This window comes from Parvibaculum sp., from assembly GCF_030694575.1.
Lineage (GTDB): Bacteria > Pseudomonadota > Alphaproteobacteria > Parvibaculales > Parvibaculaceae > Parvibaculum.
This window is the reverse complement of sequence record NZ_JAUYUS010000107.1, coordinates 1-14317: the sequence shown is the minus strand read 5'-3', so window position 1 is coordinate 14317 and position 14317 is coordinate 1. Positions and strand designations below refer to the sequence as shown.

Sequence of the window (14317 nt, the reverse complement as noted above, 5' to 3'; positions counted from 1 at the left end):
TAGTGCCTCAAGCACTGCGCTTTTGTTTCACGTGAATCATTAAGGTCGTGAGGGCTGCCGGCGTGACGCCATCCACCCTCGCCGCCTGCCCCAGCGTGGCCGGACGGGCCTTGGCAAGCTTCTGCCGGACCTCATGGGAAAGGCCGAGCACCGAGGCATAGTCGATCTCCGCCGGCAGCCGCAGGCCCTCATCGCGGCGGAACGCCCTGATATCGGCATCCTGCCGGTCGAGATAGCCGGCATACTGCGCTTCGATCCCCATCTGCTCGGCAATCTCGGGCTCCAGAGCGGCGAGTTCCGGCCAGACGCCTGCCAGCACCCCGGCATCGACATCCGGGTAGGCAAGCAAATCCATGGCCGTGCGGGCCACCCCGTCCTGGTTGACCTTGAGACCGCGCCTCACGAGCTCCGTCGGGCTGAGCCGCAGACCATCGCAAAGCACCCGCGCGGCCTCCAGCGCCCTCGCCTTGGCCTCATAGGCCACAGCCCGCGCCTCGCCCACCACGCCCGCGCCAATGCCCGCCGCCGTCAAACGCTGGTCGGCATTGTCGGCCCTGAGCGTCAGCCGGTACTCGGCCCGCGAGGTGAACATGCGATAGGGCTCGCTGACGCCGCGGGTGATGAGATCATCCACCATCACGCCCATATAGGCCTGCGCCCGGTCGAGGATGAAGGGATCGGCCCCCCGCTCCGCCAGCGCCGCGTTGAGACCGGCGATCAGGCCTTGAGCCGCGGCTTCCTCGTAGCCCGTGGTGCCGTTGATCTGGCCGGCGAGGTAGAGTCCGCCAAGCCGCTTCGTCTCCAGCGTCGGGCGGAGTTCGCGCGGGTCGATATAGTCGTACTCGATGGCATAGCCGGCGCGGCGCATGACGACATTCTCGAGGCCGGGGATGGTCTTGAGGAAGGCAAGCTGCACCTCCTCCGGGAGCGCCGTGGAAATACCGTTCGGATAGATCGTGTCGTCGTCGAGCCCTTCCGGCTCAAGGAATATCTGGTGGCTGTCGCGCTCCTTGAAGCGGACCACCTTGTCCTCGATGGAAGGGCAGTAGCGCGGACCGACGCCTTCGATCTGACCGGAATAGACCGGCGAGACATGGAGATTGTCCTCGATGATCCGGTGACCGGCCGCCGTGGTGCGGGTGATATGGCAGGGCACCTGTCGCGTCGTGATTTCCGCCGTCAGGAAGGAGAAGGGCACGGGCGGATTGTCGCCCGGCTGCACTTCGAGCGAGCCCCAGTCGATGCTGTCGCCCGCGAGGCGCGGCGGCGTCCCCGTCTTCAGCCGGCCGAGCTGGAAGCCGAGACCGTAGAGCCGGTCGGACAGGCCGAGCGCGGGGGCTTCCCCTACCCGGCCCGCGGGAATGCGCTGTGTGCCAAGATGAATCACTCCGCGCAGAAACGTACCCGTGGTGAGGACGACGCGGCGCGAGCGGAACTGGCGGCCATCCTCCGTGACGACACCGGCGACATGGCCGTCCTCGACGATGAGATCGGAGACGCCGCCCTCGATCACCTCGAGATTGCGGTGGTTGAGGATCGCCTCCTGCATGGCGGCGCGATAGAGCTTGCGGTCGGCCTGGGCGCGGGGCCCGCGCACGGCAGGGCCCTTGCGCCGGTTGAGCAGGCGGAACTGGATGCCCGCCTGATCGGCGACCCGGCCCATCAGCCCGTCCAGCGCATCGACCTCGCGCACCAGATGACCCTTGCCGAGACCGCCAATGGCCGGGTTGCAGGACATCTCGCCGATGGTCGCGAGCTTGTGCGTGACGAGGGCGGTACGCGCACCGGCCCGCGCGGCAGCCGACGCCGCCTCGCAGCCCGCATGGCCGCCGCCGATCACGATCACATCGAAGTCGCGCGTCATGGAAAAACCAACTGGAAGAAAAGTGCCTGTGCCCGTAGCAACGGATTCGCGTCAGGTGTTGCGAGAGCAATAGTCGCTGACGGCCTCCGCGTCAAAAACTTTATCCACAAAGGAGAATGAGGATTCCACCTGCTTGAGGATTCTCGCGCAAGCCATTGGCAGGGAATCGGATTCTCCATACTCCTCATGTTTCACGTGAAACAGGGGGTGCAGCCAACCCGGCGCCTCATCCAAATAATCGTCACCCCGGGCTTGACCCGGGGGGCCAGAGCGGCAGGCGGAAAAGTCATTACGAAGGGGACGCCGCTGCGCGGCTACTGGATTGCCGGGTCAAGCCCGGCAAAGACGATAGGTGGGGGCAGCGCTGTCTGCTTCTTATTTCCCGATGCAGAAGTCGCGAAAGATGACGTCGAGCAGGTCTTCGACATCGACGCGGCCGGTGAGGCGGCCGAGCGCCCGGGCGGCGAGGCGGAGGTCTTCGGCGACGAGCTCGGCGTCGCGTCCGGCCTTGAGCGCGGCCCCGGCGCGGGCGAGCGAGGCGGCGCAGTCGCCCAAGCCTTCGCGGTGGCGGGCTCGCGTGATGACGGGATGTTCGCGGGCCTCATAGGCCGAGCCGACGCGCGCCGCCAGTGCCGCTTCCAGCGCGTCGATCCCCTGCCCCGTCAGCGCCGAAATGCCGATGACGCCGGCGGGCACGGCGGCGCCGAGATCGACCTTGTTGAGAACGCGGAGATCGTCCGGCCGGGCCAGCGCGAAACCATCGCCGATGCCGGCGGCGCCAGGCGCGACCATGACGATGCGGAGGTCGGCCGCCTCGGCGCGGGCAAGCGCGCGGCGCACGCCTTCCTGCTCGATGGCGCCCGCCGCCTCGCGAAGCCCCGCCGTATCGGCCAGCGTCACCGGCACGCCGCCGATGTCGAGCCGGACTTCGAGCACGTCCCGCGTCGTGCCCGCCTCGTCCGAGACGATGGCGGCGTCGCGGCCCGCGAGCCGGTTGAGGAGGCTCGACTTGCCCGCATTGGGCGGCCCGACGATCGCCACTTCGACACCGTCGCGCAACCGCTCGCCGCGCCGGCCATCGTCGAGATGCACGCCAATCTCGCTTTCGAGCGCGGCGATCTCGGGGCCGAGCCTGGCGATCAGGTCGCCCGGCACTTCCTCATCGGGAAAATCGATTTCCGCCTCGGCGTAAGCCAGCGCCCGCATCAGCCGCGCGCGCCAGCCTTCGTAAAGCTGGCCGAGCGCGCCTTCCATCTGGCGAAGCGCCTGGGCGCGCTGCGCTTCCGTTTCAGCGTCGATGAGATCGGCAAGGCCCTCGACCTCGGTGAGATCGAGCTTGCCGTTCTCGAAGGCGCGGCGCGTGAATTCGCCGGGCTTGGCGGCGCGGAGACCGGGGAGCTGCCCGAGCGCGCGAAGCATCGCGGCGACAACGGCACGGCCGCCATGAATGTGAAGCTCGACGACATCCTCACCGGTGAAGCTGGCGGGCGCGGGGAAGAAGATCGCGAGGCCGCGATCGAGCGGCGCTTGCGTTTCGGGATCGCGGAAACGGACAAGCATCGCCTCGCGCGGCACACTCGCCTTGCCTCCCGTCAGGGCTTCAAGCGCGGGCCGCGCATGCGGACCCGACAGGCGCAGCACGGCAATGCCGGCGCGCCCCGCTGCCGTCGACAGGGCGTAAATCGTTTCCAAACCGAATCAATCCGTTGCTTGTGCGCCTAGGACTCTTTCTTCCCGGCGTCTTTCTTTGCGGCCGGTTTCTTGCCGCCGCCCATCGCCGTCTGCGCCATGCCCCAGAGAAGATTCTGGAACTGCTCGAGCCCCTGCGCGCCGACCGGCATGATCGCCTTCACGATCTGTTCGGGGTCGATATAGGACATGTTCGACGCCATGCGCTTTTCGAGCTCGGCGATGAGCCGCTGCTGCATCGGTTCGAGATCCGGCAGGCCCATCAGCCGCCGCGCTTCGACCGGCGTCAGTTCGACATCGATTGTGACTTTCATTGCCCTATCTCTTTCTCGACGGGGCCGCTCGATTGCCCCACATTGCCGCAACAAATCATTGGCCCAACAAATCAGAAACCAAGTGAACCGCCCGAAAGCCTCCATGTCACGAAATTTCCTCGACGCCGAAACCAGCCCCTATCTGCTCCAGCACAAGGACAATCCCGTGCATTGGCGGCCCTGGGGCGAAGCCGCGCTCGACGCCGCGAAGAGGGAGAAGAAACCGATCCTGCTTTCGGTCGGCTATGCCGCCTGTCACTGGTGCCATGTGATGGCGCATGAGAGCTTCGAGGATGAAGGCGTCGCGGCCGTGATGAACGAGCATTTCGTGAACATCAAGGTCGACCGCGAGGAGCGGCCCGACATCGACGCGATCTACATGTCGGCGCTGCATCTGCTGGGGCAGCAGGGCGGCTGGCCGCTGACCATGTTTCTGACGCCGGAGGGCGAGCCCTTCTGGGGCGGCACATACTTTCCGAAGGAGCCGAATTACGGACGGCCGGGCTTCGTGCAGGTGCTGGAGGAAGTGGCGCGCATCTTTCGCGAGGAGCCGGCCAAGGTCTACAAGAACCGCACCGCGCTGGTGAAGGCGCTGGAAGAACAATCGGCGACGGCGCGGCCGGGCGAGCCGACGCCGCAGGTGCCGATCGTGGTGGCGGAGAAGCTCCGCGAGATCATGGACCCGGTGCATGGCGGCATTCGCGGCGCGCCGAAATTTCCGCAAGTGCCGCTGCTGACGCTGCTCTGGCGCGCGCATCTGCGGACGGGGCGCGAGGATCTCGCCGCGCCTGTCGCCCGAGCGCTCGACCATATGTCGGAAGGCGGCATCTACGATCATCTGGGCGGCGGCTATGCGCGCTACTCGGTGGACGAGATCTGGCTCGCGCCGCATTTCGAAAAGATGCTCTACGACAACGCGCTGCTGATCGACCTCCTGACGCTGGTCTGGCAGGAGACGCGCAAACCGCTTTACGAGCGCCGCATCCGCGAAACGGTCGAATGGCTGGCGCGGGAAATGACGGTGGAAGGCGGCGCCTTCGCCGCTTCGCTCGATGCCGACAGCGAAGGCGTCGAGGGGAAGTTCTATGTCTGGTCCGAAGCGGAGATCGACAATCTGCTGACGCCCGGCGAGGCTGCCTTGTTCAAGCAGGTCTATGACGTGACGGCCGAAGGCAACTGGGAAGAGACGAACATATTGAACCGTCTCGCCCGCGCCGATGCGCCGTTCACGGCGGAAGAGGAAGCAGCACTCGAACCGCTGAAGGCGAGGCTCTTCCTGGAACGCGATCTCCGCGTCCATCCGGGTTTCGACGACAAGGTGCTGGCCGACTGGAACGGGCTGATGATCGCGGCGCTGGCGCGGGCGGGCGCGGCCTTTGGCGAGGCGGGCTGGGTCGGGATGGCGGCCTCCGCCTTCCGCTTCGTGATGACCGGGATGAGGAAGGACGGGCGGCTCCACCATGCCTGGCGCGCGGGGAAGCTGCAGCATGCCGCCATGGCCGACGACCTCGCAAACATGGCCGATGCCGCCTTGGCGCTTTACGAGGCGACGGGCGAGGAGAGTTATCTCGAAGCGGCGGCAAGCCTCGCCGCCGAACTCGACGCCCATTACCGCGACGAGACGAATGGCGGCTATTTCTTTACCGCTTCCGATGCGCCCGCGCTGATCGTCCGTAGGCGGACGGTTGCGGACGACGCGACCCCGGCCGCGAACGGGGTCATGCCCGGCGTGCTGGCAAGGCTCGCGCTGATGACGGGGAAACAGGACTATGCCGCCCGCGCCGACGAACTCATCCACGCCTTCGCGGGCGAGCTGCAGCAGAACATCTTTCCGCTGGGGAGTTACATCGCGAGCCTCGACACACGGCTGAAGCCGGTCCAGATCGTGCTGATCGGCTCAAGGGAGGAAACGGCAGAACTGGCGCGCGCGGCCTTCGGCGTCTCTCTCCCCTCGCGCGTGCTGATGCGGGTGGCGGATGGCGCGGCCCTGCCGGAGGGCCACCCGGCACATGGCAAGACGGCTGTCGACGGCAAACCGACGGCTTACACCTGCGCCGGTGAAACCTGCTCGCTGCCGCTGACGGAGACGACGGCGCTCGAGGCGGAGTTGAGGCGCGCCCGCGCATCCGCCTGAACCGTCTCAAAGACCGGCGGCGATCTTCCTGGCCCGGTGGAGAATTTCGGCAGTGAACGGCAAAGGCTCGGCGGGTTCGTGGCTCGCCGGCGCAAGGTCAAGGCCCCACCAGCCGACATCGCGCCAGGCACCGAACTTGAAGCCGACTTGCGGATAGACGCCGATCGGCCTGAAGCCCTGAGCCTCATGCAGTCCGACACTGGCCGCGTTGGGAAGCGTGATCCCGCCATAGGCGCGGTGATAGCCTTGCAGCCGCAGCGCCGCGATGAGCGTCGCGTAGAGCGCGCTGCCGATGCCCCTGCGGTGCGCGCCGCTGTCGAGATAGATGGCCGCATCGACGGACCAGCGATAGGCGGCGCGCTCCCTGTGCGGGGCGGCATAGGCGTAGCCTGTCACGCCCCCGTCGGCCTCGTGAACGAGCCAGGGCAGGACAGGCAGAATTTTCACGATCCGCTCCGCCATCTGCGCCTCGTCCGGCGGCACAGTCTCGAACGAGATCGCCGTGTCGCGGACATAGGGCGCATAAATGGCTGCAACCGCAGCCGCGTCATCGGGCGTCGCCGCGCGAATCTTATCGAGTGCTGTTGCTTTCCCTGTCATGAGACTCTCCATCGGCAACTCACGATACATCCATTCTCAGCGTATCGCCTTGCCGCGACCTCGGGGCGTCAGCATTTCCGGCGGCTTCGGCGCTTCGGGCGGACCGAGCCCTGCTTCCTCCCTGATCCAGTTCCTGAAGGCCTGCACTTTCGGCTTCTTCAGCCCGTCCTTCGGATAGACCAGCCAGTAGCCTTCCTCGTCCGGCATCTCGATATCGAAGAGGCGGATGAGGCGGCCTTCGGCGAGGTCGGCCATGGCGAGCGTGTCGTTGGCGAGCGCGACGCCCTGCCCGCCCGCCGCCGCCTGCAGCGCCAGGCTCGCCTCGATGAAGAGAGGGCCGCGCAGCGCCCAGCGCGGGTGTTTGACGCCCGCCGCTTCGAGCCATTGCTGCCAGTGCTGCATCGTCTCCTCGTGGAGGAGCGGATAGGATTTGAGGTCCTCGGGTTTGCGGATCGGTTTCTTCGGATCGAGCAGCGCCGGGCTGCAGACGGGATAGACCGTCGCCTCGAAGAGCTTTTCGGAGACGACGTCCGGCCAGCCGCCGAGCCCGTAGCGGACGCCGATATCGACATCCTCGCGGCTGAAATCGACAAGCTCCGAGGAGGGCAGCAGGCGAAGCTCGATCTCGGGGTTCGCGCGGTTGAACTTGCCGAGCCGGAGCACCAGCCAGCGCGCGGCGAAGGAGGGCTCGACCGAGACCGTGAGGGCGCCGGTATCGCGCGCGCCGGCCTGCGCCCAGGCCTCGCCGATCTGCTCGAAGGCGGCGGTGAGGGCCGGCAGCAGCCGCTGGCCGCGTTCGGTAAGCTCGACCGCCCTGCCCGTCCGGTGAAAAAGCGGCGCGCCCAGCTCCTCCTCCAGCGCCCTGATCTGATGGCTGATCGCGGCATGGGTGACGCTGAGTTCGGCTGCGGCGCGCGAGAAACTGCCATGCCTCGCCGCCGCCTCGAAGGCGCGCAACGCTTTGAGAGAAGGCAGGCGGCGAAGGGCCATATGTTAGTTTTTCTAACTTCTGCGTTGCAAAAAGATCGTTTGATAAAGGCCATAGCAAGGCGCATATCACCGTCACATGCTAGACCAAACGGTGAATAAAATGAACATCCTCGCAACATATGCCAGCAGCTACGTCAATGCCTTCGACGTTGCCCTCTCGGCGCGCAGCGAGCAGAAGACCGCGGCAAACCGCAATGAAGCCGCGCCCCTCGGCGCCCTTCGCAAGCTTTTCTCCCTCGGCCTCCGCGCCGACGCGGCCAAAGCCGCCTGAGTTCCTTCGCGCTCACCCCTCGCCTCACCGGATGAGGATCGTTAGAGTCTCGGCTCCGACATCCCCCGGTTGAAGCGAAGGAGGCCAAGAGTGAGCGGCGAAACAATAACGATCGCAGGTGCGGAAGGCTCGTTTACGGGCTATCTCGCAAAGCCCGAAGGCGCCGGCAAGGCGCCCGGCATCGTGGTCATCCAGGAAATCTTCGGCGTCAATAAAGTGATGCGCGACCTCTGCGACTGGCTCGCCGGGGAAGGCTATGTCGCGCTCTGCCCGGACCTCTTCTGGCGCATCGAGCCCGGCATCGACATCACCGACAAGACCGAGGCCGAATGGAAAAAGGCCTTCGACCTGTTCGGCAAGTTCGATGTCGACAAGGGCGTGACCGATATCGCCTCGACCATCAAGACGCTCCGCCCGATGACCTCCGGCAAGGTCGGCGCCGTCGGCTACTGCCTCGGCGGCCAGCTCGCCTATCTCACCGCCTGCCATACCGACGCCGATGCCTCCGTCGGCTATTACGGCGTCAACATCCAGAACCGCCTCGCCGACGCGAAGGGCATCAAGGCGCCGCTGATGCTGCACATCGCCGGCAAGGACGAATTCGTGCCACCGGAAGCGCAGGAACAGGTGGTGAAGGGACTGCACGACAATCCCCACGTCACCATCCACCGCTACCCGGAAATGGACCACGCCTTCGCACGCCCCGGCGGCGCGCATTACGACAAGGCGACGGCCGACGAGGCGAACGACCGGACGCTGAAATTCTTCGCGCGGCATCTGGGGTAAAAGACAACAATCGTCATTGCGAGGAGGCCGCAAGGCCGACGAAGCAATCCAGAGCCGCAAGCTCCGTGGTTGCCGCTCCTGGATTGCTTCGCTTCGCTCGCAATGACAATTTTTGGGGGGAGCTGTACGTGTCTCTCGATCTCTATCTCGGCTTCATTGCCGCGACGCTGATCCTCTGCGTGATGCCGGGGCCGGTGGTGACCTATCTCGTCGCCTGCGGCATCCGTCAGGGGCCGCGCGCGGCGCTGACGGGGCTGGCGGGAACGACGACGGCGCTCCTCGTCCACATGGTGCTGGTGCTGGCGGGGCTGGCGCCGCTGCTCGCCGCGCTCGGGCCCTGGGCGGATGCGCTGAAGCTGATCGGCGCGGCCTATCTCGTCTGGCTCGGCATTGCCGCCTGGCGCGCGCCTTACGAAGATCCGGAGCTTCCATCCGAGGCGCGGCGCGGCCATACGAGTGCAGGCGCGCTTTACCGGCGCGGCTTTCTCATTTCCGTCACCAATCCGAAATCGCTCGCCTTCTATGCCGCCTTCTTTCCGCAATTCGTCAGCGCCGCTGCGCCGGCCGGCCCGCAGCTTCTGGTGCTGGCGGTGACCTTCGTCGTGGTCGGCACGCTGTCGGATGGAAGTTTCGCGCTGGCGGCGGGCAAGCTCGCGCCTTATCTGAAGGGCGAACGCGCGCAGATGCTGCGCAACAGGATCACCGGCTCCGTGCTGGTCGCGGCCGGCATCGGGCTCGCGCTCACAAGACGCTGAACGGGCGCGGCGCTGAACAAATCGAACAGGGGAGAGAGACCATGACCACCGTGAAGGCGATCCGCATCGAAAAGACCGGCGGGCCGGAAACCATGTCGCTGAAGGAGGTCGAGCTCGGCCATCCGAAGCCCGGCGAAGTGACGGTGCGGGCGAAGGCGATCGGCGTCAATTTCATCGACACCTATCACCGCTCGGGTCTCTATCCCGTGGCCCTTCCCTCCGGCCTCGGCATGGAGGCGGCGGGCGTCGTCGACGCGGTCGGCGACGGCGTCACGCATCTGAAGAAGGGCGACCGCGTCGCTTATGGCTCCGGCCCCATCGGCGCCTATGCGGCGGCGCATAATGTGAGCGCATCGAGCGCCGCAAAAATTCCGGACGGCATCAGCGACGAGGAAGCGGCCTCGATGATGCTGAAGGGACTGACGGCGCAATTCCTGCTGCGTCAGACCTTCAAGGTCGAGAAGGGCCAGACGATATTGTGGCACGCTGCGGCCGGCGGCGTCGGCCTCATCGCCTGCCAATGGGCGAAGCATCTCGGCGCGACCGTCATCGGCACGACGAGCTCGGACGAGAAGGCGGCGCTCGCGCGGGCGCATGGCTGCGACCATGTGATCGACTACACGAAGGAAGACGTCGCGACACGCGTGAAGGAGATCACCGGCGGCAAGAAAGTGCCCGTCGTCTATGACGGCGTCGGCAAGGCGACTTTCATGGGCTCGCTCGACAGTCTCGCGCCGCTCGGCCTTCTCGTCTCGTTCGGCAATGCGTCGGGACCGGTCACGGATGTGAACCTCGGCATCTTCGCGCAGAAAGGTTCGCTCTTCGTGACGCGGCCGACCATGTTCCACTACATCGCGAAATCGCCGACCGCCTTCCAGGAGATGGCCGACGATCTTTTCTCGGTGGTGAAATCGGGCGCGGTGAAGATCGAGGTGAACCAGCGCTACTCGCTCGCCGAAGCCGCCCGCGCCCATCTCGACCTTGAAGGCCGGAAGACGACGGGCGCCAGCGTGCTGATCCCGTGATCGGGGGCTCCTGCCTCTGCGGCGCGGTGCGCTTCGCGGCAGAGCGCGGCAGCGGCATCGTCGTCTGTCACTGTTCGATGTGCCGCAAGGCGGCAGGCGGCGCCTTCGGTGCCTTCTTCGTCGCGTTGCGCGACGAGGTGACGTGGGAGGGCGCCGAGCATCTAAGCGTCTACCGCTCGTCGCCCGGCCTCGAGCGCGCCTTCTGCAAACATTGCGGCACGGCGATGACGGGCGCAAACCTCACCGAACCGGACGAAACGATCATTCTGGCCGCCAGCGCGCTGGATAATGATGGGTCCCTGCGTGTCATTGCCGTGGAACACGCCGCCGCGAAAGCGACATGGTCCGAAGGTAGTGAAGAGGTGCCGCATTTCGACGGCCCTTATCCGGGATGGGAAAAGCTCAGGCCATGAAAACTCTCGTGCTCGCGCTCCTCGCCGCGTTCGTCTTCTCCACCGGCGCGGCGGCGCAACCCTGGAGCGAGCGCGAAGTGGCGATCGAGGGTGGCATCTCGAAACTCTACGGCACGCTGACGTTGCCCGCGGGCGACGGTCCCGCCGATGCGGCGCTGATCCTGTCGGGTTCCGGCGCGACCGACCGCAACGGCAACTTTCCCGAAGGCTACAACAACAGCCTGAAGTTTCTCGCCCGCGGGCTCGGCGCCGAAGGCATCGCGACGCTGCGCGTCGACAAGCGCGGCGTCGCCGAGAGCCGCGCCGCCGCACCGGAGGAACGGGACCTGCGCGCGGAAACCTTCGTCGACGACGCGGCCGCATGGCTCGCCTTCCTCGAGGAGCAGCCGCGCGTCCGCCGCCTCTTCCTGATCGGGCACAGCGAGGGCGCGCTGGTCGCGACCCTGGCGGCGCAGAAGAAACCGGTCGCCGGCCTCGTGCTGATCGCGGCAGGCGGCAGGCCCGCCTCCGTCATCCTTCGCGAGCAGCTTTCCGCCGGCAACCTGCCGGCCGAGATGCGCCGCCGCTCCGACGAAATTCTGGCCAGGCTCGAACGCGGCGAGACCGACGACGCCGTGCCGCGCCAGCTCGAAGCGCTCTACCGGCCGAGCGTGCAGCCCTATCTGATCTCCTGGTTCAAATACGATCCCGCAGCCGAACTGGCGAAGCTCCAGGTGCCGGTCCTTCTCATCCGCGGCACGCACGACCTGCAGGTGCGGCAGGTGGATGCCGACGCGCTCGCGGCCGCGCGGCCGGACGCTGTGCGTCTCGCGGTCGAGGAGATGAACCATGTGCTGAAGATCGCGCCGCTCGACCGGGCGGAAAACATCCGCTTCTATTCGGACCCCGATGCGCCGCTGGCGCCGGAGGTCGTGCCCGCCATTGCCGGTTTCATCGCCGGAAAAGCGCCCGACTGATTATTTGCCGAGACCCAGCGCCGGGTCGGGCACGCCCGAACCGGTATCGATGAAGACGGCGCGGCGCAGCGTCAGGATGCGGTCGAGCACCACGTCGACGGTCCATTCGCTGACCAGCTCGCAGGGAATGACGGTACCGATGACGCGCTCCTTGCCGTCCGCATCGGGCGCGAGCGGCAGCGTCATGAACTCGCACGGATAGGCCATGCCCCGCCGGTCATAGACGTCGCGGATCATCAGCAACCCGCAGGGCTGCGCGTGGAGCGCCTGCAGCCGCGCGCGGTCGATGGCGACCTCGGCATGGCCGGGGCCGAATATGTTATGGCCGGTGAGGTCGAAACCGCTGCCCTCGACAAGGGCGCTGCCATAGATGCGGAAGACAAGGCGCTTGTCGTCCTCCCAGCTCAGATAGCGGATATAGGGAAGAAGCTCGACGAGCGCGCGCAGATCGACATCGCCGGCCGACGGCATCGGCTTGTCGCCGCGCGCCTCGAGCCACCAGGCATAGATTTCGCGGCCCGCATTGGAGAGGGTGATGCCGCCGATTTCGGCGGGAACGTGGTCGCTGGGATTTTTGAGCCGTGCCTTGACCCGCGCCGCGGCGTCGCCCTGCAAAAGCGGCTTCACCCAGGCCGACCGGCCCTCCGCGATCTCGCTTGCGCGCTCGTCCATGCCCCCACCTCACCGACCACTCTGCCCCGCATCCGCGACGGCAAGGAGCCGATACACGGAATGCGGGTAGAAGGTAGCAGATTTCAGGCGGATTTTCTCAGCTATTCACGTTGTCGAAGCCACCGGCACCCTTCGTCATGCGCTGGAGTTTGCCGGTGGCTGCAAGAATGTTCCGGAGGCGGATCATGCCTTTGCCTTGACTCCCCATAACCAACAGCCCTCTAATGCTCGCCATAACATCGCCATCGAAAGTCTTTTGGGGGGCTGCGATGAGGAACAAGCCAAGGCTTACGGTTCGCGTCACCAGCATCGCCGCCGCGCTCCTGATCGCTTCATGCGGGCCGCTGCATCAGGAGACGGTGCTGTCCTATCCGGAGCATGCAAAAAAAGCTCACAGCGACAAGCCGGCAACGCCTCCACCATCGCTGGCGCAGGCTTTCGCCTATGGCGAGGCCGTGAAGAAAAACTACAGCGACCTCATCCACGATCAGGAAAACTTTCGCCGCTATACGACCGTTGCGGTTATAGCGGCGGGCGCCACCACACTTTTCTACACCGTCACCGGAGGCGCATCCAAAGATGTACTGACAGCGCTTGCCGTCGGCGGCGGGGGTCTCTATGTGGCGGCAAATGTCCTGACAAGCCGGCTCGAGCAGGAGGTCTTCCTGCTGGGTTACGAGGGCGTGAACTGCGTACTCGGAGATTACGGAAGGCTCAACCAAGCCGACCGCGACCTCGCACGGTTCGTGCGGATCGGCAACGAAACGCATGAGCCAGTTCTGAAAACCGCCATCGCGGAGGCTGAGGCGGCAGTGAATGCGCTTGCGGCCAAGGCCAAGCCGGAAAAAGAAAGTGACGTAAGAAGTATATTCGCAGGGTCGATAAACTCCGCCAAGGATATTGAGTCGAAGATATTTTCGGCACGTTACGCGATCTCCGGCTATTCCTCCGAATTGGTACCTCGCATCGACGAAGTTCAGAAACAGGTGGTAACGCAAAAAAAACTGATAGGAACCGATCCGCTTGCGGCCGCGCGCAATCCGTTTCAGCTTGTCTTGCAACAGTCTGCGGGGTTTGCGCCTAAACCAATTGTCGTTCCCACTGTGTCTACGGCGAATCTCGCTGCCGCCAATATTCTGGCAAACGATACTTGGCGCGACACGAATCCGCCCACCGAACTATTGCAAGAAGCATCCACAAGGATTCGCCATCTCCAAGAAGTTGCCGCCGAGGCGCAAGCGGTACTCAGCGCTCACAAAGAGACGATCGACAAAGGTCCGGACAACACGACCTGCTCACTCCCGGATCAATCGAGCAAATTGGTCCTGAAGACATTACCTTCGACAGAAATAAAAATTAACAAATCAAAAACTGGCGAATCCGCAAAGCTGATCAGCATCAAGATCATCGATAATTCCGTTTTGGGTGTTATCGCCGACTGGATCGCCGATACGCCGCTAGCTGCTCCCAACGGTACGAAAGTGGTAGCTACAACCGTTCCCGGAACTTCAGGCAGTTTGACAGCGGTTGAGTTCCGAGTGACGGATACAACCACCACCGGCAACTACTTGCTTTACATCGTGGATACGTTGGGCCGCTTTTCCACCACCATCAAGGTGGAAATCGAAAATCCGCCTACTGCTCCCTAACAAAAAGGGCGGCTCCGTGAGCCGCCCTTGTTCCGTATCTGGATGTTTTTCCGTTTACGTATTCATCGAGTCGAAGAATTCGCTGTTGCTCTTCGTCTGCTTGAGCTTGTCGAGCAGGAATTCGACCGCGTCGACGGTGCCCATCGGGTTGAGGATGCGGCGGAGCACATACATCTTCGAGAGCGTGCCCTTGTCGACC

At 65.1% G+C, this 14317-nt stretch carries 14 protein-coding genes and 1 pseudogene; 8 read left to right on the top strand and 7 right to left on the bottom strand.

Features of this window, described 5'->3' with window-relative positions:
* Nucleotides 1-7: 7 nt before the first annotated feature.
* The 3 genes from mnmG to Q8S60_RS15005 form a co-directional block, all read right to left on the bottom strand.
* Nucleotides 8-1864: a tRNA uridine-5-carboxymethylaminomethyl(34) synthesis enzyme MnmG gene (gene mnmG / locus Q8S60_RS15015; protein WP_305275262.1), complete on the bottom strand. Its 1857-nt coding sequence runs from the start codon at nucleotides 1862-1864 to the stop codon at nucleotides 8-10.
* Between the two features lie 375 nt (nucleotides 1865-2239).
* Complete coding sequence (mnmE, locus tag Q8S60_RS15010; protein WP_305275263.1) at nucleotides 2240-3556, bottom strand: tRNA uridine-5-carboxymethylaminomethyl(34) synthesis GTPase MnmE; 1317 nt, start codon at nucleotides 3554-3556, stop codon at nucleotides 2240-2242.
* Nucleotides 3557-3582: 26 nt separating this feature from the next.
* Nucleotides 3583-3867, bottom strand: coding sequence for a DUF6489 family protein (locus Q8S60_RS15005; RefSeq protein ID WP_012110162.1), 285 nt, complete (start codon nucleotides 3865-3867; stop codon nucleotides 3583-3585).
* Between the two features lie 103 nt (nucleotides 3868-3970).
* Between Q8S60_RS15005 and Q8S60_RS15000 the strand changes: the two genes are divergently transcribed.
* The gene (locus Q8S60_RS15000) at nucleotides 3971-6001 is read left to right on the top strand and encodes a thioredoxin domain-containing protein (protein WP_305275265.1); all 2031 of its coding nucleotides are present in this window, start codon (nucleotides 3971-3973) and stop codon (nucleotides 5999-6001) included.
* Nucleotides 6002-6007: 6 nt separating this feature from the next.
* Here the strand turns inward: Q8S60_RS15000 and Q8S60_RS14995 are convergent, their stop codons facing one another.
* Both Q8S60_RS14995 and Q8S60_RS14990 read right to left on the bottom strand, forming a co-directional pair.
* Nucleotides 6008-6601 carry an arsinothricin resistance N-acetyltransferase ArsN1 family B gene (locus tag Q8S60_RS14995; RefSeq protein ID WP_305275266.1) on the bottom strand — a complete coding sequence of 198 codons (594 nt, stop codon included), beginning with the start codon at nucleotides 6599-6601 and terminating at the stop codon, nucleotides 6008-6010.
* Between the two features lie 36 nt (nucleotides 6602-6637).
* On the bottom strand, nucleotides 6638-7591 hold the full coding sequence (locus Q8S60_RS14990) for a transcriptional regulator GcvA (protein ID WP_305275267.1): 954 nt from the start codon (nucleotides 7589-7591) through the stop codon (nucleotides 6638-6640).
* Nucleotides 7592-7691: 100 nt separating this feature from the next.
* On the opposite strand from Q8S60_RS14990, the gene Q8S60_RS14985 reads away from it, so the two are divergent.
* The 6 genes from Q8S60_RS14985 (at nucleotide 7692) to Q8S60_RS14960 (ending at nucleotide 11797) form a co-directional block, all read left to right on the top strand.
* On the top strand, nucleotides 7692-7862 hold the full coding sequence (locus Q8S60_RS14985; protein WP_305275268.1) for a hypothetical protein: 171 nt from the start codon (nucleotides 7692-7694) through the stop codon (nucleotides 7860-7862).
* Between the two features lie 90 nt (nucleotides 7863-7952).
* On the top strand, nucleotides 7953-8648 hold the full coding sequence (locus Q8S60_RS14980) for a dienelactone hydrolase family protein (RefSeq protein ID WP_305275270.1): 696 nt from the start codon (nucleotides 7953-7955) through the stop codon (nucleotides 8646-8648).
* Nucleotides 8649-8776: 128 nt separating this feature from the next.
* The gene (locus tag Q8S60_RS14975; RefSeq protein WP_305275271.1) at nucleotides 8777-9403 is read left to right on the top strand and encodes a LysE family translocator; all 627 of its coding nucleotides are present in this window, start codon (nucleotides 8777-8779) and stop codon (nucleotides 9401-9403) included.
* A 41-nt stretch (nucleotides 9404-9444) separates the two neighbouring features.
* Nucleotides 9445-10428, top strand: a complete 984-nt coding sequence (locus Q8S60_RS14970; RefSeq protein ID WP_305275272.1) for a quinone oxidoreductase — start codon at nucleotides 9445-9447, stop codon at nucleotides 10426-10428.
* Complete coding sequence (locus Q8S60_RS14965) at nucleotides 10425-10841, top strand: GFA family protein (protein WP_305275274.1); 417 nt, start codon at nucleotides 10425-10427, stop codon at nucleotides 10839-10841. The genes Q8S60_RS14970 and Q8S60_RS14965 overlap by 4 nt, the downstream gene beginning before the upstream one ends.
* A complete protein-coding gene (locus tag Q8S60_RS14960) occupies nucleotides 10838-11797 on the top strand; it encodes an alpha/beta hydrolase (protein ID WP_305275276.1) in 960 nt (319 codons plus the stop codon). The genes Q8S60_RS14965 and Q8S60_RS14960 overlap by 4 nt, the downstream gene beginning before the upstream one ends.
* On the opposite strand, the gene Q8S60_RS14955 is transcribed toward Q8S60_RS14960, so the two are convergent.
* On the bottom strand, nucleotides 11798-12469 hold the full coding sequence (locus Q8S60_RS14955; protein WP_305275278.1) for a PAS domain-containing protein: 672 nt from the start codon (nucleotides 12467-12469) through the stop codon (nucleotides 11798-11800).
* A 269-nt stretch (nucleotides 12470-12738) separates the two neighbouring features.
* On the opposite strand from Q8S60_RS14955, the gene Q8S60_RS14950 reads away from it, so the two are divergent.
* Entirely contained in the window at nucleotides 12739-14118 is a 1380-nt protein-coding gene (locus tag Q8S60_RS14950) for a hypothetical protein (RefSeq protein WP_305275280.1), read from the top strand.
* Nucleotides 14119-14172: 54 nt separating this feature from the next.
* On the opposite strand, the pseudogene Q8S60_RS14945 reads toward Q8S60_RS14950, so the two are convergent.
* A pseudogene (locus Q8S60_RS14945) lies at nucleotides 14173-14317 on the bottom strand (transcription termination factor Rho); the annotation flags it as partial.